General features: G+C 28.6%; 26 protein-coding genes. 17 read left to right on the top strand and 9 right to left on the bottom strand.

All coding sequences use genetic code 11. The features are described from left to right. Positions 1–68: 68 nt before the first annotated feature. The 5 genes from L8V79_RS00430 (at position 69) to L8V79_RS08185 (ending at position 4,137) form a co-directional block, all read left to right on the top strand. The gene (locus L8V79_RS00430; RefSeq protein ID WP_263702169.1) at positions 69–428 is read left to right on the top strand and encodes a CoA-binding protein; all 360 of its coding nucleotides are present in this window, start codon (positions 69–71) and stop codon (positions 426–428) included. Between the two features lie 2 nt (positions 429–430). Further along, positions 431–1,642 (top strand): threonine ammonia-lyase, encoded by a 1,212-nt coding sequence (gene ilvA / locus L8V79_RS00425; RefSeq protein ID WP_263702080.1) that lies wholly within the window; start codon positions 431–433, stop codon positions 1,640–1,642. A 47-nt stretch (positions 1,643–1,689) separates the two neighbouring features. Then, positions 1,690–2,181, top strand: a complete 492-nt coding sequence (locus L8V79_RS00420; RefSeq protein WP_263678712.1) for a PAS domain-containing protein — start codon at positions 1,690–1,692, stop codon at positions 2,179–2,181. Between the two features lie 80 nt (positions 2,182–2,261). Continuing rightward, positions 2,262–2,753: a PAS domain-containing protein gene (locus L8V79_RS00415; RefSeq protein ID WP_263663165.1), complete on the top strand. Its 492-nt coding sequence runs from the start codon at positions 2,262–2,264 to the stop codon at positions 2,751–2,753. Between the two features lie 4 nt (positions 2,754–2,757). Beyond that, positions 2,758–4,137: a methyl-accepting chemotaxis protein gene (locus L8V79_RS08185; protein WP_412175165.1), complete on the top strand. Its 1,380-nt coding sequence runs from the start codon at positions 2,758–2,760 to the stop codon at positions 4,135–4,137. Between the two features lie 14 nt (positions 4,138–4,151). Here L8V79_RS08185 and lon read toward each other — a convergent pair whose 3' ends face one another. Both lon and bamD read right to left on the bottom strand, forming a co-directional pair. Then, positions 4,152–6,530: an endopeptidase La gene (gene lon, locus L8V79_RS00405; protein ID WP_263702079.1), complete on the bottom strand. Its 2,379-nt coding sequence runs from the start codon at positions 6,528–6,530 to the stop codon at positions 4,152–4,154. Then, positions 6,530–7,186 carry an outer membrane protein assembly factor BamD gene (bamD, locus tag L8V79_RS00400; RefSeq protein ID WP_263663167.1) on the bottom strand — a complete coding sequence of 219 codons (657 nt, stop codon included), beginning with the start codon at positions 7,184–7,186 and terminating at the stop codon, positions 6,530–6,532. Before bamD ends, lon begins: the two co-directional genes overlap by 1 nt. A 176-nt stretch (positions 7,187–7,362) precedes the next feature. Here bamD and fliW point away from each other — a divergent pair, with 176 nt between their 5' ends. From fliW to L8V79_RS00375, 5 genes are read left to right on the top strand one after another with little or no spacing between them, the layout of a single operon-like run. Then, positions 7,363–7,758 carry a flagellar assembly protein FliW gene (gene fliW / locus L8V79_RS00395; protein WP_263663168.1) on the top strand — a complete coding sequence of 132 codons (396 nt, stop codon included), beginning with the start codon at positions 7,363–7,365 and terminating at the stop codon, positions 7,756–7,758. Next, on the top strand, positions 7,758–8,486 hold the full coding sequence (locus L8V79_RS00390; protein WP_263702078.1) for a pyrroline-5-carboxylate reductase: 729 nt from the start codon (positions 7,758–7,760) through the stop codon (positions 8,484–8,486). Before fliW ends, L8V79_RS00390 begins: the two co-directional genes overlap by 1 nt. Continuing rightward, entirely contained in the window at positions 8,483–8,779 is a 297-nt protein-coding gene (locus L8V79_RS00385) for a hypothetical protein (protein ID WP_214114776.1), read from the top strand. Before L8V79_RS00390 ends, L8V79_RS00385 begins: the two co-directional genes overlap by 4 nt. Then, positions 8,763–9,491 carry a type II secretion system protein gene (locus L8V79_RS00380; RefSeq protein WP_263702077.1) on the top strand — a complete coding sequence of 243 codons (729 nt, stop codon included), beginning with the start codon at positions 8,763–8,765 and terminating at the stop codon, positions 9,489–9,491. Before L8V79_RS00385 ends, L8V79_RS00380 begins: the two co-directional genes overlap by 17 nt. After that, positions 9,488–9,910 carry a hypothetical protein gene (locus L8V79_RS00375; RefSeq protein ID WP_263702076.1) on the top strand — a complete coding sequence of 141 codons (423 nt, stop codon included), beginning with the start codon at positions 9,488–9,490 and terminating at the stop codon, positions 9,908–9,910. The genes L8V79_RS00380 and L8V79_RS00375 overlap by 4 nt, the downstream gene beginning before the upstream one ends. Here L8V79_RS00375 and L8V79_RS00370 read toward each other — a convergent pair. The 6 genes from L8V79_RS00370 to L8V79_RS00345 all read right to left on the bottom strand — a co-directional run bounded on the left by L8V79_RS00370 (position 9,892) and on the right by L8V79_RS00345 (position 14,751). Further along, entirely contained in the window at positions 9,892–10,533 is a 642-nt protein-coding gene (locus L8V79_RS00370) for a MarC family protein (protein WP_263702075.1), read from the bottom strand. The genes L8V79_RS00375 and L8V79_RS00370 overlap by 19 nt on opposite strands. A gap of 51 nt (positions 10,534–10,584) precedes the next feature. Next, positions 10,585–10,845, bottom strand: a complete 261-nt coding sequence (rpsR, locus tag L8V79_RS00365) for a 30S ribosomal protein S18 (RefSeq protein ID WP_039618521.1) — start codon at positions 10,843–10,845, stop codon at positions 10,585–10,587. Positions 10,846–10,855: 10 nt separating this feature from the next. After that, positions 10,856–11,383, bottom strand: coding sequence for a single-stranded DNA-binding protein (locus tag L8V79_RS00360; protein WP_263663174.1), 528 nt, complete (start codon positions 11,381–11,383; stop codon positions 10,856–10,858). Between the two features lie 3 nt (positions 11,384–11,386). Further along, positions 11,387–11,761, bottom strand: coding sequence for a 30S ribosomal protein S6 (rpsF, locus tag L8V79_RS00355; protein WP_263663175.1), 375 nt, complete (start codon positions 11,759–11,761; stop codon positions 11,387–11,389). 91 nt (positions 11,762–11,852) lie between these two features. Beyond that, on the bottom strand, positions 11,853–12,818 hold the full coding sequence (holA, locus tag L8V79_RS00350) for a DNA polymerase III subunit delta (RefSeq protein WP_263702074.1): 966 nt from the start codon (positions 12,816–12,818) through the stop codon (positions 11,853–11,855). After that, positions 12,811–14,751 carry a VacB/RNase II family 3'-5' exoribonuclease gene (locus L8V79_RS00345; RefSeq protein ID WP_263702073.1) on the bottom strand — a complete coding sequence of 647 codons (1,941 nt, stop codon included), beginning with the start codon at positions 14,749–14,751 and terminating at the stop codon, positions 12,811–12,813. Before L8V79_RS00345 ends, holA begins: the two co-directional genes overlap by 8 nt. 107 nt (positions 14,752–14,858) lie before the next feature. Between L8V79_RS00345 and ilvC the strand changes: the two genes are divergently transcribed. From ilvC to L8V79_RS00320, 5 genes are read left to right on the top strand one after another with little or no spacing between them, the layout of a single operon-like run. Next, complete coding sequence (ilvC, locus tag L8V79_RS00340; RefSeq protein ID WP_263678698.1) at positions 14,859–15,881, top strand: ketol-acid reductoisomerase; 1,023 nt, start codon at positions 14,859–14,861, stop codon at positions 15,879–15,881. A 1-nt stretch (position 15,882) separates the two neighbouring features. After that, positions 15,883–16,950, top strand: coding sequence for a divergent polysaccharide deacetylase family protein (locus tag L8V79_RS00335; RefSeq protein WP_263702072.1), 1,068 nt, complete (start codon positions 15,883–15,885; stop codon positions 16,948–16,950). Next, positions 16,937–17,704 (top strand): DNA-protecting protein DprA, encoded by a 768-nt coding sequence (locus tag L8V79_RS00330; protein WP_263678695.1) that lies wholly within the window; start codon positions 16,937–16,939, stop codon positions 17,702–17,704. The genes L8V79_RS00335 and L8V79_RS00330 overlap by 14 nt, the downstream gene beginning before the upstream one ends. Then, complete coding sequence (gene ruvX, locus L8V79_RS00325; RefSeq protein WP_263678693.1) at positions 17,701–18,087, top strand: Holliday junction resolvase RuvX; 387 nt, start codon at positions 17,701–17,703, stop codon at positions 18,085–18,087. The genes L8V79_RS00330 and ruvX overlap by 4 nt, the downstream gene beginning before the upstream one ends. After that, positions 18,074–18,967 carry an RsmB/NOP family class I SAM-dependent RNA methyltransferase gene (locus tag L8V79_RS00320; protein ID WP_263702071.1) on the top strand — a complete coding sequence of 298 codons (894 nt, stop codon included), beginning with the start codon at positions 18,074–18,076 and terminating at the stop codon, positions 18,965–18,967. Before ruvX ends, L8V79_RS00320 begins: the two co-directional genes overlap by 14 nt. A 188-nt stretch (positions 18,968–19,155) precedes the next feature. Here the strand turns inward: L8V79_RS00320 and rpsO are convergent, their stop codons facing one another. After that, a complete protein-coding gene (gene rpsO / locus L8V79_RS00315) occupies positions 19,156–19,428 on the bottom strand; it encodes a 30S ribosomal protein S15 (RefSeq protein ID WP_012661650.1) in 273 nt (90 codons plus the stop codon). A 175-nt stretch (positions 19,429–19,603) separates the two neighbouring features. On the opposite strand from rpsO, the gene L8V79_RS00310 reads away from it, so the two are divergent. Both L8V79_RS00310 and flhA read left to right on the top strand, forming a co-directional pair. Then, positions 19,604–20,008, top strand: a complete 405-nt coding sequence (locus L8V79_RS00310) for an Rrf2 family transcriptional regulator (RefSeq protein WP_263663184.1) — start codon at positions 19,604–19,606, stop codon at positions 20,006–20,008. After that, complete coding sequence (flhA, locus tag L8V79_RS00305) at positions 20,001–22,160, top strand: flagellar biosynthesis protein FlhA (protein WP_263678690.1); 2,160 nt, start codon at positions 20,001–20,003, stop codon at positions 22,158–22,160. Before L8V79_RS00310 ends, flhA begins: the two co-directional genes overlap by 8 nt. Positions 22,161–22,167: the final 7 nt, after the last annotated feature.

Here is a 22,167-nt window from a genome sequence, read left to right as displayed (position 1 = left end):
TTGATTTTAGATACAATGCTTTAAAAAGGAAAAAAGCATTGTGTGATAGTTATAAAATACTAAGTACTATGAAAAATATAGCCATTATAGGACTTGGTCCTAATCAAGATAAACCTTCTCATTTTGTAAGTAAATATTTACAAGATTTAGGTTATAAAATTTATCCCATCTATCCTAAAGAAGATTTTATTTTAAATGAAAGAGTTTATAGAAACTTAAAAGAAATCCCTTTTGAAGTTGATACGGTTGTAATGTTTAGAAAAGCAAGTTTTGCAAATGAAATTTTTGAAGATCTTTTGAGTAAAAAGATTAAAAATTTTTGGATGCAACTTGGCATTATTAATGAAGAAATAATGCAAAAATGTAAAAAATATGGTATAAATTGCGTTCAAGATCGTTGCATTAAAATAGAACTACAAAAAGGATAATCATGGTTGAATTAAATAAAATTTATCAAGCAAAACAAAAAATCGCAGATTTTGTATTAAAAACCCCTTTTGTGCACTCTTCTTTTTTGAGTGAGTTTTTAGAAGCTGATGTTTTTTTAAAATGTGAAAATTTGCAAAAAACAGGTGCTTATAAAATTAGAGGAGCTTATAATACAATAGCTAATTTAACTAAAGAACAAAAACAAGCAGGTGTAATAGCTGCAAGCGCAGGAAATCATGCGCAAGGAGTAGCAATTAGTGCTAAAAAATTTGGCATAGAAGCTGTGATTGTTATGCCTGAAGCTACGCCTTTATTAAAAGTAAGTGCGACTAAAAATTTAGGCGCAAAAGTGATCTTAAAAGGAGATAATTTTGATGAGGCTTATGCTTATGCACTAAATTATGCCAAAGAACATCATTTAAATTTCATTCATCCTTTTGAAAATGAAAGTATTATAGCAGGACAAGGCACTTTAATGCTTGAAATGCTTGATGAAATAAGTGATTTGGATATGATTTTAGCTCCAGTTGGTGGGGGAGGTTTGATTAGTGGAGTGGCAAGTGCTGCTAAGCAAATTAATCCTGCTATAAAAGTTATCGGAGTGAGTGCTAAGGGAGCTCCTGCGATGTATGAGAGTTTTAAAAGTAAAAAAATGATTAATTCAAAAGCTGTTAGAACTATAGCTGATGGTATAGCAGTGCGTGATGTGAATAAAATTAATTTTGATATTATTCTTGAATGTGTTGATGATTTTATTCAAGTTGATGATGAAGAAATAGCTAATGCGGTATTGTATTTACTTGAAAAACACAAAATAACAGTTGAAGGAGCAGGAGCATCAGCAGTAGCTGCACTTTTGCATAAAAAAATAGATTTAAAAAATCATAAGAAAATCGGTGTGGTTTTAAGTGGTGGAAATATTGATGTACAAATGTTAAATATTATTATAGAAAAAGGCTTATTTAAAGCTTTTAGAAAAATGCTTATTAATGTTACTTTAGTTGATAAACCAGGGGCTTTAAGTGCTTTAAGTGATGCAATTAAGGAAGCTCAGGCTAATATAGTTAAAATTGACTATGATAGATTTTCAACCAAGCTTGAATATGGTGATGCAATGATTTCAATTACCTTAGAAACTAAAGGAAAAGAGCATCAAGAATTAGTTAGAAAGATACTTTATGATAAAGGTTTTAATTTTAATGAAATTTTATGATATATTAAATATAATATTTTTTAAATAAAACCAAAAAAAGGGTAAAAGTGTCACAAGAGAAAATTTTAGAACCAGATACACTAATAACTTCTAAAACAGATTTAAAAGGAGATATCATTTATGCTAATGATGATTTTTTAAAATATGCTGGTTATAAAATGAATGAGATTTTGTATAAACCACATAATATTGTGCGTCATCCTGACATGCCAAAAACGGTTTTTAAATGTTTGTGGAATTATATACAAGATGGAAAAGAAATTTTTGCCTTTGTAAAAAATAAAACCAAACAAAATGATTATTATTGGGTTTTTACTAATGTTACAGCTTCATTTGATAATCAAGGAAATATTATAAATTATTATTCAGTAAGAAGAAAACCTAAAAGAGAGGCCATACCTGTTATAGAGCAAGTTTATAAGGTTTTATTAGAAGCTGAAAAAACTGGAGGTATAAAAGCTGGAGTGAATGAACTTATGAAGATAGTTAATTCTTATGGTATGAGTTATAATCAGCTAATTTTAGAGCTTCAAAAATAATTTTATAAAAACATTTAAAAAATGTTTTTATAAAAAAAGGTATAATCAGTCTGATTAATTTAAATTTAAGGAATTTATCTATGTCTTTGGAAAAAGTTCTAACTCCAGATGTTTTAATAACATCAAAAACTAATTTAAAAGGTGAAATTATCTATGCCAATGAGGATTTTTTAAAATACTCTGATTATAAAATTGATGAAATTTTATATAAACCTCATAGTATTATGCGTCATCCTGATATGCCAAGAACTGTTTTTAAATATTTATGGGATAATATTCAAATGAAAAGAGAGGTTTTTGCTTTTGTAAAAAATAAAACAAAATTTAATGATTATTATTGGGTTTTTGCAAACATAACAGCTTCTTGTGATTCTAATGAAAATATTTTAAATTATTATTCAGTAAGAAGAAAGCCTAAAGCAGAGGCTGTTAAAACAATAGAAGAAATTTATAAAGTTCTTATAAGAAAAGAAAAGGAAGGCGGTATAAAAGCAGGACTTGAAGAACTAAATGCTGTAGTAAAATCTTATGGGATGAGCTACAATGAATTAATAATGCAAATTCAAAAATAAAAGGATGTTGATGAAAAATATAGTATTAGTTGGTATTGGTCTGGGTATTTTATCTTGTGCAAATTCTATATATTTTATGGATTTTATTTCTTTTGGGTTTTCTTTAGCTTTGTTATTATTGTTTGCTTTTGCTTTTGTTGTTTTAAAAAAAGAAGATCAATTTGGTGATAAAATCTTAGATCTTAGCAGAGAATTAAAAAATGGTAATTTTGATTCAAGAATTGTATATATTAAATGTAGCAATAAAAAACTTAAAGAAATTGCGGATAATCTTAATAATACTATAGATGGTTTAGAAGCTTATTTGAGAGAAATTAATACTTCTATTGCTTGTTCTCAAAAGGGTGAGTATTTTAGAAGAGCTATTCCTGAAGGTTTAAAAGGAATTTTTGTTCATAATATTAACTTTATCAATAAAGCTTTAGATGATATAGAAAAAACAGGAAAATCTGTTTTTAAAAATGCTTTATCAAGAGAATTGATGGATTTGAGTTTAAATAGCCAAAATAAAAATTTAAATGACTTATCTTCTGCTTTAAATGGTATTATTAAGTTGATGAGGGAAGTTTTTGGTGATATTAAAATAATATCAGATACTGCTCAAAAGAATGGTTTAGAAGTGGGCAATTTACAAGATTCGATTTCTTCTATGATGCAAGTGGCTGATGAGAGTAAAAAAGCTGTTGATACTTTTGCATCTAATGCTCAGAGTATTAATGCAATTGTAGAAGTTATTAGAGATATAGCAGATCAAACTAATCTTCTTGCGCTAAATGCGGCTATTGAAGCTGCTCGTGCGGGTGAACATGGAAGGGGTTTTGCTGTGGTTGCAGATGAGGTAAGACAACTTGCTGAAAAAACACAAAAAGCAACTGGCGAGATTACCTTGGCAATTCAAGTAATGAATCAAGAAATTGGCTCAATACAAGAAAATAGTGAAAAGGTATTTGATATTGCAAATTCTTCTAACAGTAAAATCGCTGATTTTAGCGAAGCATTTAGAGAATTAGAGGATAAAAGCTCTCATTTAGGAAAAGAATTTGTTAATTTTGCTTCTGATTTGACTTTATCGGCTATGAAAATAGATCATATTTTATATAAATCAGATGTTTATCTAACTCTTAATGGTTCTCAGCAAAATCTACAAAATCTTGATCCAATCTCTAGTCTATGTAAAGATGAAGATGCAAAAAGTATTTTCTGTCCTTTAATCTCTCAAAATGAAATGGATTCTAAGAGCGAAAAAATACAACACTCTGCAAATAAAGCTATAGAAATAGCTAAAAAAGAAAATATTTCAAAAGAAGATTATGATTCAATTATTAGTGATATAAGAGAGTTAGAAAAAGATAGCAAATTAATTATGGATAAACTAGAAGCTTAATAAGCTTCTAGTTTTTACACAAGAGCTATTTTTAATACTTCATTTAAAGTTTTTACCCCAATTATTTTCATATTTTTTACTACTTCCTCTGGGATATCTTTTAAATCTCTTTCGTAGTTTTTATGTGGAATAATAGCTGTTTTAATATCAGCTTTATAAGCAGCGATTAATTTTTCTTTTAAACCACCTATTGGTAAAACATTGCCCATTAAGTCAATCTCTCCTGTCATTGCAACATCAGATCTTACTTTTTTGTCACTAAAAATAGAGGCAATAGCTGTGGTGATTGTTATACCTGCACTTGGCCCATCTTTTGGTGTTGTGCCATCTGGAACATGAATATGAAGATTGTATTGATTGTAAATGCTTTCATCTTTTTTATAAAAAAGATTTTTTGGTGTTTTGATTTGTTCTTCATCAATTAAATTTTTAATAAGACTTTGAGCAATTTTTGCTGATTCTTTCATAACATCACCCAAACTTCCTGTAAGAGTTAACTCGCCTTTGCCTTTGATTTTAATAGCTTCTATTTTTAAAACATCTCCACCCACTGCAGTCCATGCAAGTCCATTTACTTGACCGATTTTATTTTCTTTTTCATGTTTTTCTATTTCAAAGACTTTTTTGTTTAAAAAATCTTTTAAATTTTCAGTATTAATTTGAATGTGTTTAGTATTTTCCTCTAAAAGAAGTTTTTTAACGCATTTTCTGCAAACTTCAGCAATCTTTCTTCTTAAATTTCTTACACCTGATTCTCTAGTATATTCACTGACTATTAATTCTATGGCTTCATCATCAAAGCTAATTTCTTTTTCTTTAAGACCATGTTTTTTTATTTCATCAGGTATGAGGTAGTTTTTAGCTATTTGGAATTTTTCTTGAGGGGTGTAAGAGCTAAGCTCTATAAATTCCATTCTATCTTTTAAAGCAGGTGGGATTAAACTTGCATCATTTGCTGTGGCTATGAAAATGATTTTACTTAAATCGATGTTGAAATTTAGGTAATAATCTCTAAATTTAGTATTTTGTTCAGGATCTAAGATTTCAAGCAAAACTGCACTTGGATCTCCTCTATGGTTGCGACTTAGTTTATCAATCTCATCAAGCACTACTACAGGATTACTTTGTTTAGCTTCTATAAGTCCTTGTATAATGCGTCCTGGCATAGCTCCTATATAGGTTCTTCTATGCCCTCTTAATTCATTTACATCTTCTAAACCGCCTAAAGCTATGCGTACTAATTCTCTTTTTAATGCTTTTGCGACTGAATTTGCCAAAGAAGTCTTACCAACACCTGGAGGTCCAACTAAACACAAGATAACTTTTGCACCATCTCTATCTTTAATTTTGCGTTTTTCTAAAAGCTCTTTTACTGCAAAATATTCTTCAATACGTTCTTTTGGTTTCTCTAGGGCATAGTGATCACTATTGAGTTGTAAAGATACATCTTTTAAATTTAGTTTTTTCTTTGAGGAGTGCTCAAAAGGTATATCTAAAACCGTTTCTATGTAAGTTTGCACCATAGAGGCTTCTGAGTTATCTTGATGAATTCTTTCATATTTTTGAATTTGTTTTTTGATTTCTTTATAAGCTTCTTCATACATAAAAGCTTTTTTCTTTTCTAATTTTTTATTATATTCTTCTACTTCGCTTTCTTTTTGTATGTCACTTCCAAGCTCTCTTTGAATTTGCTTGAGCTGTTCTTTTAGGAAATATTCTTTATTGACTTTATCTATTTTAGAATGAACTTTGTTTTTGATTTCTTTTTGAATTTTATTTGCTTCAATTTCTTTAGCTAAATAATCAATTAAATTTAAAAGCTTGGTTTCTAAATTAGTTTCGATGAAAAATTCATACGCTTGTTGTTTTTTGATTTTAATGGAATTTAGTATTAAATCACAAATTCTACCAGGCTCGACATCTTCTTCTATGGTTCTTAAAAGATCGGGTGGAAAATAATGACTCACAGTAGATAAAGCTTTAGCTTTTTCTCTTACTACTTCGATGATTGCTTCTTTTTTTGTGCTGCATAATGGTTCTTGGTGGATTAAATCAACTAGAGCAAGTAAGGGGTCATCTGAAATTTTTTCAACTATCTTAGCTTTGGCATAACCTTGAAATAAAATTTTAATTCTACCATCAGGCAATGGAACTTTTCTCATAATGGTTCCAATAACCCCACAATCATAAATTTCATCAAAACCACGTCCACCTTCAATCTTAGATGGTGCTACAAAAATCATGCTTTCATTTTGTAAAGCAGTATCTAAGGCTTTGATATTTTGCATATCATTTAAAAAAATTGGTGTTATCATAAAAGGGTATAAAAAAAGCTCATCTTCCACAAGAACAGGAAGTTTTGTTGGATAGTTTTGAGTATTTTCTAATTTCATTACATTATACCTTCTTCAAATATTTTTCTATACCATGGAAGTTCTGGTTTAATCATATCGATTTTATTAAAATCGGAATTTTCTATTTTTTGCTTATAAATCTCATAGCTTTGCTCTCTATTTTTTTTATGATATAACTCTGCTATGCTGGTATCAAGATAAAAAACCGCAAGATTAAATTTAGTAAGCATGGTGTCAATTAAATCATTATATTGCACATTAGGATAGCTTTGATTGTATTCTTTGATTTCTTCTATTGTTTTTAACATTAGTGCTTGATTACGATTTGGAACAGCAAAAGAGTCAAATTTGGCTTTGATTTTTAAATATCTTATATAAGCTACATTTTGTGAATCACCAAATTTATTTAAATATTCATCAAGATAAAAATTTGCCATTTCATACTCTTCTTCACTAATGTGAGCTTGAGCCAATATAAGCAAGGTCTGTTCTAATAATGGATCAGCTATATGTTCAGCTGCCATTGAAGTATAATGTTTATCAGCTGCTTCAAGATTTTTTTCTTGTAAATCTTTTATAATTTGTTGATACCATTCCATCGAACTTAGATTATACAAATCTTCGGCTTTTTTTGAGCTGCATGCTCCTAAAAATAAACCTGCAATAATAAGCGAAAAAATAAAAAGTTTTTTCATGATGTTACCTTGTAAAATTATATAGTTTATAATTATAGTGTTTTTATGTTTATGAAAATGTTAATTTTTGAATTAAAATTATAATCAAAAAGTTTTAATTAGCATAATTTAAAAAGTTGGAACTAAAATTGCTTTATGAGTTGTAATTTCTTAGTCAATAGATTTTAGGAGGCAAAATGAACTTAGAGGTTAAATGTCCTATTTTGGGGTTTGAAGATACCAAAAATATGAACTTTTATAAAATAGATGAGGTTTTTTATAGACTTAAAAGCCTTGATGGTAAAGATTTTTCTTTTGTGATGATTGATCCTTATATGATCCGTCCTGATTATGATTTTGAAGTACCTGATTATTATCAAGAATTATTAGCTTTAAATGAACAAACTAATTTTGGTGTATTTGTTATTGTCGCTATTAATGAGCCATTAGAAGAATCTACAGTTAATTTTTTAGCACCTGTTGTGATGAATTATGATAATAATTCTTTAGTACAAGTGATTTTAGATACAAGCAAATATCCTAATTATTTTCAATCTGAAAAGATTTCAGCTTTTATTAAACAAGCAAAATAATGTCTGAAATTTATATTTTAGGAAATGGCGCTATGGCAAGTGCTATAGCTAAAGGTTTAAAAGATACTTATAAAGTAGTTATTGTTGCTAGGGATTTAAAAAAAGCTAGTAGCTTAAATTTAGAAGTTTTATCTTATGAAGAATTTGATTTAGAAGATAAAAATGTTATTTTAGCATTTAAACCTTATGCTTTAGAAGAAGTAGCTATTAAATTAAAAGGCAAGGCAAGATGGCTTATTTCAGTTTTAGCAAATACTACTTTTGAGCAACTTCATTGTGTTAATGCGCAAAATTATATAAAAATCATGCCAAATACAGCAGCTGAATTTAAAGCCTCAGCGACTGCGTATTTGATGGAAAATGATTTATATAAAGATGAAATTTTATCTTTGTTAAATACTTTTGGTAAAGCCATAAGTTTGCAAAATGAAAAAGAATTTGATGTGGCTATGGTTTTAAGTGGCTGTGCTCCTGCGTTTTTGGCTTTGGTAGCAGAAAGTTTAGCAAATGCAGGTGTGAAAAATGGTCTAAAAAATGAGCTTAGTTATGAGCTTACTCGTGCTTGTTTTGAAAGCTTTAGTGCTTTATTTAATCATACACATCCTGCTATTATTAAAGAAAAAATTTGTTCTCCAGCAGGAGTAACTATAAAAGGAATTGAAGCTTTGGAAAAAAGAGCTTTACGCGGTGCCTTTTTTGAAGCTTTTAATGCAAGTTTAAATAAATGAAGCAAGCTTTTAGTCTCCTAGAGCTTGCTTTTTGTATTGTAATTTTATCTTTTGTTTTTGGATCTTATTATCTTATATTTGCAAATAAATCTTTAAATGTTATATGGCAAAATCAAATCCTTTTTAATGAAGAAAAAGAATTATTTATGCAAAATCCTTCATATAAAGCAAAAGAAGTAAATATAAATACTTATAACTTTTTAGAATACACTAGTGATGAGTTTAAACTCAAATCTTTAAAAATAAAAGATTTATCCTATAAAGAAGCCTTTATAGATGAAAAAAGCTTTTAGTTTATTAGAGCTTGCGCTAAGCCTTGTTATCTTTGGTGTATTGATTGTTATCTTAAGCAATCCGGCTATACATCTTTATAATCATAGTTACAAAATTAAAAATTACAACACAGTATTTTTAAATTTAAATCAAACTTTGCTTAGTATGGAAAAAATTTATCATTCTTGTTTAAATGCAACATTGACAAGTAGTTCTTTTGAGTGCTATATGAGTGCAAATGATGATATTTTTTATGATGTATCATTGAAAAAATTAAACTTTAGTGGCATTATTTTAGAAAACAATGAAAGTTTTTTTAGTCCAAAAAGCAATTTACATTTTATAGAAAATGGAAGTTCTAAAGGAATTTTAAGTAATTATAAAGATATGCATAGTGAAAAAAAGTTGAAAATATATGCTAATGATTATATGTATTTTTATGATATAAAAAATTCAAAAATTTATAAAGCATTAGTGAATGATAGAGAGAAAATCCATTTTAATAATGAGAAATTTAGTGGATTTTATACTATTTTATATGCTTATGTTAGAGTATATTTAGAAAATGAAAATATTTATATGCAAATAGATGATTTAAATCATAACAAACGATCTTTTTTACTAGCTCAAAATATTTCAAAGCTTATTTTCAAGCAAGATGATAAGGCACTAAAAGTTTTAATATGTGATAAAAGTCAAAATGAATGTTTATTTAAGTGGATGTTTTTATGAAAAAATCGTTTGCTATGGTTTATACAATATCTTTTATTTTATTTGTCTCTTTTGTTATGGTATTTATAATAAAAATTTCTTCATATTCTCCAAGAATTATGAAAGATTTAACTCTTTATACTCAAGGAAAGATTTTGCTTTATGATGCAAAAGAGCTTTCTAAATATTTTTTATATCAAGCCTATTTAGAGGGTAAAGAATGTTTAAATGAATATAATTTTGAATATAATAATATAAAAATACGAATTGATTATGCTTATCCTTTAGGTGAGTGTAAAGAATATAAATTGATAGCAAATGATGTTAATGCAAAAAGCATTATAGCTGTAAATATTAGTGTGTTACTAAATGGTAATAAAGCGGTAAATGAAGAAGTGTTTTTACAAAAAAGTTTTTTTGTTTATCCTAAATTAGATTGAATGTAAGTTTGAACTCCAATGGCTATCATTTTTACCCCCATAGCCATAATAAAAACTAAAGCAATACGTGAAAAAACATAAAGTACAAGTTTTCCTATGACTTTTTCAATGGTAGCTGAAAAGTGAAATAAAGCAAAAATAAAAGCAAAGGTAAGTAGTACAGAAGCTATAGCTATAGTTAAATTTTGATCTTCTGAAATAACCACTATCGTTGAAAGTGTTCCAGGTCCTACTAGCATAGGAAATGCCATTGGAACTATACTTTTTTTCAATAATTCTTTATGACTTAATCCTTGATAATGTTGAAATTGAGAACTTGATGGAGTAAAAAGTAAGTTTTTAGTACTCATAATGATTAAAATCAAACCACCCGCAACTCGTAAATCATTAATATCTATTTTAAATAAATATTTCATAATAAACGGTCCAGAAAGTAAAAAAACTAAAACAATACAAAATGCAGTATAAATGATATTTCTAAAAAGTTTTTTTCTCGTATCAGCATCTAAGCCCTCAGTCATTGCGATAAATTGTGGAAGATTTCCAAAAGGATTTAAGACTGCTATAATAGCAACAGAAGCAAGTAAAATAGCATAAATTTCAGATTCTATATCTGAAAACATAAGACAACCTTTTATTTTCCCAAGCTTTTAAGCTTGGGATTGATTTAATAATTATAGTCCTTCAAAAGGATTAGTAACAACTTCTTTTCTATCTACGATATAAGGGATAAGTGCTACATGTCTTGCACGTTTAATAGCAACTTCAACCATTTCTTGGTGTTTTTTGCTAGTACCTGTTAAACGGCGTGGCATGATTTTAAATCTTTCTGATAAAGCATGTTTTAGCAATGCTGTATCTTTATAGTCTATGAAATCAACTTTAGCTTCTGTATATTTGCAATATTTACGTGAATATTTTCTTTTTTCTGCCATGTTTTTTCCTTTAAAATGGTAATTCTGTATCATCATCATATTTATCAATATCAATTTCCTTCATAGGAGCTTCCTTTTGAGGATTTTGATAAGTATTAGATGGGTTTGTTCTAGTTTGTACTTGAGCATAAGGATCAAAACTTTGTTGTTGGTTAAAATTTTGATTATAGCCATAATTTTGATTGTCAAAATTGTTTTGTTGGTTATTTTGTACAGTTGAACCTAGCATTTCTAAATTCTCAACTTGAATGCTGTGTTTTGATCTATTTTGTCCATTTTGATCGCTCCACTGCTCAAATCTCAAACGACCTTCAATTAAAACTTTACTACCTTTGTTAAGGTATTGATTAGCAATCTCTGCTGTTCTACCAAAAAAACTAATGTCGATAAAGCAGGTTTCTTCTCTTTTTTCTCCTGTATTTGTACTAAATCTTCTTGTTACAGCTATAGCAGAAGAGCCTATCGCGCTACCTGATGGAGCATAGCGCATCTCTATATCCCTTGTAAGATTACCTACTAAAACGACTTTATTAAACATTAATTAGCCTTCTGTATTTTCACTAGCTTTGATTTCTTTTTTATTTTGTTTGATACCTTTGCTTAGTTTTTCCCAAGCTGCAATTTCTTTTTTATTTTCATATTTTACGATTAAAAATCTAATTACTTCTTCAGTGATTCTTAATACCCTTTCAAGCTCTGCTATTAAATTTGTAGGAGCTTTGAAATAAATCACAAAATAAGTTCCTCTTTCGTATTTTTTAATTTTATACGCAAGTTTTCTTGTTCCCATTGGAACTACGCTTTCAATTTCTGCGCCATTTTTTGTAAGGACTTCTTTTACGAATTCCAACTTAGCACTTACTTCTTCTTCTGTAAGTGTCGGTTTTAATATGAATAAAACTTCATAATGTCTCATTTAATTTCTCCTTATGGATATAAAGCCTAAAATTTTTAGGCAAGGATTTTGCATAAAATGCAAATTTTATTTTACCATAAGTTTTCTTAATTTAACTTTTTAATATGGAGCTAAGTTGTAAAAGTGTTGCGATTAAAAACTCTTTTTTTTCTATTTTAGAATTCTTTTTTAATTCATATTCGCAATTACAAAGTGTTAAAAAGATATGTTTATATTGTGATATTTTGATCACAAGAGCTTGTTTTTGAAGATTTTGTGTCACAGAAATAGGCGGGGCATAGCCTAAAATTTCTTTTAAGTCTAAATTTCCATAAATTTTAACATGTAATGCAATTTTAAAAAGTCTAGAAAAATTTGCATATAAGGCGTTAATCAGTGCTATTTCATTATAATTTTCTAAAATATTTTCAAATTCGTTTCTTAAATCTTGTTTTTGCATTAATTTATCAAAAAAACTTTCAAAGTTAATAGTACTTAAGCTATAACAATGCTCTTGAATAATTTTTTCATCGATATTTAAACCGCTAAATTTATTTAACTCATTAGCTGCTAAATACAAATTCTCATTAAAATTATAAAAAAGAGCATAGAGGGCATTTTGAGTGATGTTAATATTTAATTCTTTGGCTTTTAAAGCTAGTAATTCCATACCTTCTTTGGCTGAATTTACCTTATAAAATCTACAAAAATTATTAGCAAAAATTTTTTCCGCTTCGCTTTGTTTGGAGCTTTCATCATAAATTTCAAGTAAAAAATAATTATCTTGCGAATTTTGACAAAGCTGTAAAAGTTGTTTGAGTTCTTTACTTGGGATTTTCTTTTGAGTTTTGATTTCTAGCAGTTTTCTCTCACTAAATAAGGAAGCACTAGATAAATAATCATAAGCTTGCTTAAAATCATATTCTTCAAAATAAAATCTTAAACTCTCATCAAAAGAGTATTTGTCTTTAATAAATTTAGCATAAAGCTCTATTTGGAAATTATCCGCTCCATAAAGTAAGAAAAAATTAGGAAAATTATTGCCATTAAGTAAGCTTTGGAGTTGATTTTTATACATCTTGGTTTCTTTCTAAACTAAAATGCTTGGTAATTTTACCAAAAATTTTAGCACTAACAATATCTACTTCAGTGATTTCTACTTCTACATTTTCTAATAAATTTGCCCTTGAACCTATGATGGTAATCAAAGCTCCTTTAATTTCATCATTTAATTTTACTTGTAATGAACTTTGATTTTCTACCACCAAAGCCTTAAATCTTTTTCCTATATTTTCTTTTGCCCATCTTGCAAATTTTCTATCCATGAAATGCCAAGCAACTTTATCCGCCTCTCTTTCTAGTAAGCTTAATTCCTCACAAGTACTTTGTATATTTAAAAGTAAATAATTAAACATTTTTTCATCATTGTTGATTTTGGCTTTTAAAAGTCTATGTAAAATAAGATCAGAATACCTTCTAATAGGACTTGTAAAATGGGTATATTTATCAAAACCTAAGCCAAAATGTCCCGCATTTTCACTAGAATATTCTGCCTTTTTTTGTGCTTTGATGATGAGCTTATCTACTTCTTCTCTTATATCTAGCTCATTTGCTAAGACTTGAATGTCTTTAAATAATTCTATGACATTATTTTTAGGATTAATATCTATACTAAGTGTTGAAAGATCAGCTAGTAATTGATCTATTTTTTTATAATCAGGACTTAAGTGATTTCTAAAAACTCCTATATCAATGAGTTTTGCTGCAGCTTTATTGGCTAAAAGCATGCAATCTTCGATTAAATTATGTGAGGCTGTGTCATTTTCAAGGCGTGTTTTTATGAGTTTGTTATTTTCATCTAAAGTCATTCTTAGCTCTTGGGTTTTAAACTCACAAGCATTTTTTAGACGTTTTTTGCGTAAATTTTGAGTGATTTTAAAAACTTCATAAAGCCAGTTAATCGCACCTAAATCTTCTTGCGTTTGTAAATACTCATCAACTTCATCATAATTAAAACGGCGTTTTGAGTTGATAATAGCCTCAAAAAGCTCTTCTTTAATCACTTCATTGTTTTGATCTAAACTTATTTTAAAACAAAATGCTAACCTATCTTCATTAGGTTTTAGTGAGCAAATATTTTCACTCAAAGCTCTTGGCAACATAGGTATGGCAATATGAGGAAAATAAATCGAAAAGCCTCTTGATCTTGCTTCTTTGTCAATAGCACTATAAGCATGCACATAAGCGCTTACATCAGCTATGGCTATATAAATGGCATGTTCATTTTTATCATAATAAATTGCATCATCAAAATCTTTTGCATCAATTGGATCAATGGTGCAAAAATTTAAATTTCTAAGATCTTTTCTTGATGGATACATACTTGCATCAACTTTATCTCCATAAGCTTTTGCTTCATTTTCACATAAATTATCAAAAATTGCATTTTTATTAAAAAGTGCTAAGGAAATTTTTTCATCCACAAAATCATCATCAATATGCCCTATCACTTCGGTGATATTATTATCATGATTTTCTATTTTTAAAATAGTTCCTAAAGGCAGGGCTTTTAAAGATTTTTGAGAGGCTTTTAAGGCACATGTAAGCCCTGTTTGAATATTTACTCCAAGGACTGCTTCGCCGTATTTTTTAGTCATAACCAAAGATGTTTCATGGGCTCTTTTAAGTATTAAAATAACTTTAGCACTTGGACGCTTTTTTTTAAGAGGGAGTAATTTTGCCACAACTATATCAGCATAATTTGCTCCTTTTAAATTTTTATTTTCTATGAGCAAATCACGCTTAAAAGCAGGATCAAAACTTTCTAAAAATCCCGTTCCATTAACAGAAATATCAATCTTACCAAAAGTAAAGCCATCTTTTAAATAGTATTTGTTTTTATAAAATTTAATAATATCACAAGTTAATAATTCTCTAATTATTTGCTTATTTTTATTGGTAATTTCATTAGCATTGAGACCATAACTTAGTTGATTAAATAATTCTTTCATAAGACTCTTTATAGTAATTTTTCAAAAGTTAAATTTTATCATAAAAGGATTAAATTTATATTTTTTAGTTATAATCTTTGCTTTAATTTTAATTTTAGGAGTGCATAATGGCTGTGTCAATTTATTATGATAAAGATTGTGATATCAATTTAATAAAATCAAAAAAAGTAGCTATTATAGGTTTTGGCTCTCAAGGTCATGCTCATGCTATGAATTTAAGAGATAGTGGTGTAGATGTTATCATAGGCTTAAAAGAAGGCGGACAAAGTTGGGCAAAAGCTCAAAAAGCAAATTTTATAGTAAAAAGTGTAAAAGAAGCTACTAAAGAAGCAGATTTGATTATGATTTTAGCTCCTGATGAAATTCAAAGTGAAATTTTTAATGAAGAAATTAAACCTGAATTAAAGGCAGGTAAAACTCTAGCATTTGCACATGGATTTAATATCCATTATGGACAGATTGTTGCTCCAAAAGGCATAGATGTGATTATGATAGCTCCTAAAGCTCCTGGTCATACTGTAAGACATGAATTTAGTATAGGTGGGGGTACTCCTTGTTTAATTGCTATTCACCAAGATGAGAGTAAAAATGCTAAAAATTTAGCTTTAAGTTATGCTAGTGCTATAGGTGGTGGTAGAACAGGTATTATAGAAACGACTTTTAAAGCTGAAACTGAAACAGATTTATTTGGTGAGCAAGCAGTGCTTTGTGGAGGACTTAGTGCTTTAATCCAAGCTGGTTTTGAAACCTTAGTTGAAGCAGGATATGAGCCTGAAATGGCGTATTTTGAGTGTTTACATGAAATGAAATTAATTGTGGATTTGATTTATCAAGGCGGTATTGCTGATATGAGATATTCTGTTTCTAATACAGCTGAATATGGAGATTATATCACAGGGCCTAAGATTATTACCAAAGAAACTAAAGAGGCTATGAAAGGTGTTTTAAAAGACATACAAAATGGAAGTTTTGCTAAAGATTTTATCTTAGAAAGAAGAGCAAATTTTGCAAGAATGCACGCAGAGCGTAAATTAATGAATGATTCTTTGATAGAAAAAACAGGACGCGAACTTCGCGCTATGATGCCTTGGATTAGTGCTAAAAAATTAGTTGATAAAGATAAAAACTAATTTGAAAACTATAAATAAAAAATACAAAGTGCTTCTAGCACTTTGTCTTATTGTGTTTGGAATTTTTCTTTTTGCATTTGGAGCTTTGTTTTTAAAAAAAGAAGAAAATAAAACCTTAGACTATAATCAAACCATAGTTAAAAAAGAACCATTACCACCTACAAAAGAGCAAGAAAATAATTTTAGTTTTAATGATATAAATTTGACTTTAGAAAATGAAAAATTAGAATTTTTAGATAAAAATATTAGTGAAATTTTAAATTTAAACCCTGTAAATACAGAGTTAAATCAAACTAAAGAGGATAATCAAACTTTAATTTTAGAAGTAATAGATCAAAATACAAGCAAAGAATTAATCAATAAAGAGCAAAATATATCAGATAAAAATGAGGATAATAAAACTCAAATCCTAGTGCAAAAAAATACCAAACCTCGTCTAGCAATTATCATAGATGATATGGCAAGTCACACTCATGTAGATATGCTTAAAAAAACAAATTTAAAATTAATCCCATCTTTTTTTCCACCTGATAAACGCCATCCTTATACAGCTGAGTTTGCAAAGGATTTTGACTTTTTTATGGTGCATTTGCCTCTTGCTGCTATAAAATATGACAAGGCAGAATTAAACACTTTACACCCTAGTGATGATATGCAAAAAATAAGCAAGCGCGTAGCTTTTGTAAAAGAGCAATTTCCAAAAGTAAAATTTATTAACAACCACACAGGAAGTTTATTTACTGCAAATAAGCAGGCTATGGAAAAATTATTTAGCGCCTTTAAACAAAATGATTTTATTTTTGTAGATTCAAGAACTATAGGAAATTCTAAAGCTAAAAATTTAGTAAGTCATTTTGAACAACCTTATATAGCTAGAGATGTTTTTTTGGATAATGAAGATGATATAGCATATATTAAAAACCAACTCAGACAAGCAGTAGAAGAGGCAAAAAAGAAAGGTTTTGCTATTGCTATTGGTCATCCAAGAGAAAAGACTTTTAAAGCCTTGGTGCAAAGTAAAGAATTGCTAAATTCAGTTGAGCTTGTGTATTTAAATGAAATTTATTGAGAATATTGAAGATTTTAAAAATCTTTTAAATCCGCCTTCAAAGATTTATTATAAAGGTAATTTAGAGCTTTTAAATGCTAGAAAAGTAGCTGTTATAGGTTCTAGAAAAATGAGTGTTTATACCAAAAATTGTCTTGTTGAATTGGTGACTTTGTTAAAAAAAGCTAAGGTTTGTGTGGTAAGTGGCGGGGCTTTGGGGGTTGATATCCAAGCAGCTAAAATAGCTTACCCTCAAACCATAGCTATATTTGCTAATGGGCTTGATGAGATTTATCCAAAAGCAAACACAAATGAAATTTTAAATATTTATGAAAATGCATTAGCCTTAAGTGAAAATGAAGGAAATTACAAGGCAAAACCCTATGATTTTTTATTAAGAAATAGACTTATTATTGCTTTAAGCGAGGTTGTTATAATAGCTCAAGCTGATTTAAAAAGTGGTTCTATGCAAAGTGCAAGACTTGCTTTAGGTATGAATAAACCTATATATGTATTACCTCATAGGAAAAATGAAAGCGAAGGAACAAATTTGCTTTTAGCTACAAAAAAGGCAAATTTAATTCATGATTTTGATGAATTTGCAAAAATGTTTGGAGAGCTTCATTATGAGCAAAGTGAAGATGATTTGTTAAGTTTTTTAAAACATGAAGACGATTTAGAAAAAGTTTTGAAAAAATTTGGCGATAGAGTTTATGAGTATGAACTTGAGGGTTTAGTGGAAATATCTGGAGTGAAAATAAGATCTTGCTTATGAAAACTTTAGCATTAGATATAGGCTTAAAGCGTATTGGTGTTGCTTTGTGTGTTAATAAAAGTATAGCTATGCCACTTGAAGCTATTATTAGAAAAAACCGTAACCAAGCAGCAAATGAGGTAAAAAAGTACATCAAAGAGTATGATATAAATACTTTAGTAGTAGGAATTCCTTTAGGTGGATCTAGTGAAGATGAAATGCGAAAAAGGGTGGAACATTTCATATCTTTACTTGATTTTGACAAAGAAGTTTTTTTTGTCGATGAGAGTTTTAGTTCTAAAAATGCACAAGAACTTGGCATGGTGAATTTAAAGAAAAAAGATGGCAAACTTGATTCTTTAGCTGCGTATTTGTTTTTAAAGGATTTTTATGGCCTTACTTGATTTAAATACAACTTTAGATGAAATTTATACAAAAGAGCAAAAAGAACAAATCCTTCAAAGTTTTAATCAAGAAAAATATATTAATATTTTTAGAAATTCCTTGCTTGTTGATAATGATGAATTAGAAGAAATTTTAAATAATGAAAATATAGAATTTGAAAAAATTGATCTGAATTGTTATAAAATTCCAAGTATCTTCAAAAGCAAACTAAGCTCAATGAAAGCTTTTAATGAGGGTAAGTTTTATATACAAAATTATTCTTCGTATTTATGCGCTAAAACTTTGGGTGTTAAAGCTGGTGAGAGTGTATTGGATATGTGTGCAGCTCCTGGTGGAAAAAGTCTAAATTTAGCTAATTTTATGCAAAATGAGGGTTATTTAGCAAGTTGTGAATTATCTAAAACACGTTTTTTTACCTTAAAAAAAACTATGGAAAATTATCAAGTTAAAATTGCAAAATGTTTCTTAAAAGACGCACGCATTATAGGCAAGGCTTGTCCTTTGAAATTTGATAAAATTTTACTTGATGCACCTTGCTCAACTTTTGCAAAAATGGGTTTTGAAATCCAAAAAAACACAAAAGAAATTAAGCAAATTGCAAATTTGCAAAAAAAGCTTTTGCATTCAGCATTATTAGCTTTAAAACATGGCGGAGAATTAGTATATAGCACTTGTACATTTTTAAGAGAAGAAAATGAAGCAGTTTTAGAAAATGCATTAAGAAATGAAAATTTTAAATTAGAATTGCTTGATTTTAATTTGATTAATGTTGATTTTATATGTGCAAAGAGTGATGAATTTGATTTATCATTTGCTAAAAGAGTTTTACCAGATGACTATGCAGATGGGTTTTTTATAGCAAAAGTGAAAAAATATTAAAAATTAATAAAATTAAATGTGAAAAATGTTTTTTAGTTTAAAACTTAAAGTGCTATTTTTAGGTGCTTAGAAGGTAAATTCACACTGTGAAACTCTTGTGAATAAAACGATGAAATTTTGAAAACTTAAATTAAAGTAGTAGTAAATAAATGTAATAAAAAATGTATAAAGATAAATAAGCACGAAGCTTATTTATCTCTTAAATTTAATTCGCTAATTAATTTAGAATAAGCTTGATAATCTTTTCTTTTTAGATAAGATAAAAGTCTTTTTCTTTGACCAACAAGCTTTAAAAGACCTAAGCGAGAAGAAAAATCTTTTTTGTAGATTTTTAAATGTTCTGTTAAATCTGAAATTCTTGCGCTTAAAAGTGCGATTTGAACTTCTGGAGAACCTGTATCTCCTTCTTTTCTAGCAAATTTTGCAACTATTTCTGCTTTTTTAGCCGAATCTAAAGCCATAATAGACCTCCTGAGCGGTATTAAAATAAAAAGTGTAATTATAACTAAAAAACCAAAAAGAATGCTGAAATTTAAAAAATATGAAATTTAATATTTATCGATACTTATTTTTGATATAATAAAAATTTTTATTAATAACCAATAATATATTTTATTTATAACTTGAAAGGAACAAATGTTATTTACCAAAGCTAGCGAATATGCTTTATTATCTTTAATTCATATAGCAAAATCCCAAGAACCACAAGATGTAGATACTATGTCAAATGTCTTAGATATACCTAAAAGTTTTTTAGCAAAAATTTTACAAGCTCTTGCTAAAGATGCACTTTTGAAGTCTTACAAGGGAGCTAAGGGTGGTTTTGCGCTTATTAAGCAGCCAAGTGAATACACTTTAAAAGAAATTATCAATAGCGTAGAGAAAAAATCTATTAATGTTTTTGAATGTAGTAATGGAATTTGTCCTTCTCAAAAAGAGGATAATTGCAAAATTATGCCAGTTTTAGTGAAACTTCAAAATAAAATCGATGATTTTTTAGTTTCTATTACCTTAGAGGATATTATTCAAAATAATGGCTAAAAGAGATATTTTTAGCTTAGTATTGCCTTGGGTTGCTCCGCTTGTTGCACCTATTTTAAAGGCAAAAAGTTTAACTATAGTAGCCGTAATTATTGCAATTTTAGCAATTATTATAGTGCCTTTACCAAGTATAGTTTTAGACTTTTTTCTTGCTTTAAGTATTGCCATTTCAGTTTTAATTATTTTAATTTCTTTGTATATACCAAAGCCTACGGATTTAACAACTTTTCCAACGTTGATTTTGATCATCACACTTTTTAGGCTTTCACTTAATATTGCTACAACGCGTATGATTTTGAGTGAGGGTCATCAAGGTCCAGCAGCTGTTAGTGATATAGTGGCAAGTTTTGGTGAATTTGTTGTTGGTGGCAATTATGTTATAGGTATGGTTGTTTTTTGTATTTTGGTTTTGATTAATTTTATGGTTGTAACCAAAGGTAGTACAAGGGTTTCTGAGGTTCAAGCAAGATTTACCCTTGATGCAATGCCAGGTAAACAAATGGCTATTGATGCGGATTTAAATGCAGGTTTGATTGATGAAAAAACTGCACGTGCAAGACGCCAAGAAATTATAGCCGAAGCAAATTTTTATGGAGCAATGGATGGTTCTTCTAAATTTATAAAAGGGGACGCTGTTGCTGGGATTATTATCACCATTGTAAATTTAATTGGCGGGTTTATGATAGGTTATTTTCAGCATGATATGGAGCTTGGAGAATGTGCTTCAACTTATACTATATTAACAATAGGTGATGGACTTGTTTCTCAAATTCCTGGGCTTATCACTTCAACAGCAACTGCAATTATCATCACGCGTGCTAGTAAAGATGAGGATAATTTTGCTGAAGGTTCTATTAATCAGCTTTTAGGAGAATACAAAACACTATTAATTGTAGGTTTTGTTTTATTTATTTTTGCTTTAGTGCCTGGTTTACCACATTTTTCTTTGGGTTTTATGGCTTTGGTGTTTTTGGGTCTTGGTTATATGATAAAACAAGTGCAAGAAGGTAAAATTCAAATCAATACAATTTCGGCTAAAAAATCCCAAGAAGCTGATGAGCAAGAGCAAGCTAAACCTCAAAAACGCAGTGAGGAAGAAATTTTAAAAGAAGAAGAAAACAAAATCACAGATATTTTAAAATTAGAAATTTTAGAATTAGAATTAGGTTATGGACTTATTAAATTAGCAGAAAGTGAATTAACAGAGCGTATTAGATCAACAAGACGCAATATAGCTCAAAGTTTAGGCTTTTTGATGCCAAAAATTAGAATTAGAGATAATTTACAATTAAAGCCTAATGAATATACTTTCAAGCTCAAAGGTGTGGGTATAGCTAGTGCTGAAATTTATCCAGATAAATATCTGGCTATGGATAGTGGATTTATCACTGAGCCTATCGAGGGTATAGCTACTAAAGAACCTGCTTTTAATTCTGATGCTTTGTGGATAGAATCATCTTTAAAAGATGAGGCAACGTTAAATGGTTATATTGTAATTGATCCAGCAAGTGTGATTTCAACCCATATGAGTGAGCTTATAAAAGCTAATGCTTCAGAGCTTTTAACTAAACAAGAGGTTCAAAATTTATTGGATAAAATCAAAAATGATTATCCTATCGTGGTAGATGATTGTTTAAGAGTTGCTAGTATAGGTTTAATCCAAAAAGTTTTAAAAGCTTTACTTAAAGAACATATTCCTATTAAAGATATGCTTACAATTTTAGAATCAATTAGTGATATAGCTGAAGTAAGTAAGAGTTTGGATATGATTATTGAGCATGTAAGGGCTTCTTTAGCAAGAGCAATTACAAATTTATATGTGGATGAAAAAGGACAAATTAGCTTTTATATTTTTGATGCTGCTGCGGCTGCAAAATTAATGGAGCATGTGCAGTTTAAAGATGGTTCGTATCATTTAATGATAAATGTAGCTCAAACCGGCGCTTTGGTAGAAGCTTTAAAAGCTGAACTTGCAAGCGTGGCAAATACAAGAATTAAGCCTTTCTTGCTTTGTGTTGAGCCACAACTTAGAAAATTTATCGCTGATATTTGTTCTAATTTTGGTATTAATATTACGGTTTTAAGTTTTGCTGAGATTGCAGAAAATACCAAATTTGAAACAGAAGGTATCATAAAAGTTGATAATTTATAAAGGAAAA

The organism is Campylobacter sp. IFREMER_LSEM_CL2194, from assembly GCF_025771685.1.
GTDB lineage: Bacteria > Campylobacterota > Campylobacteria > Campylobacterales > Campylobacteraceae > Campylobacter_D.
Note: the sequence above shows the minus strand (reverse complement) of the source record. Positions and strands in the feature narration are given on the sequence as shown.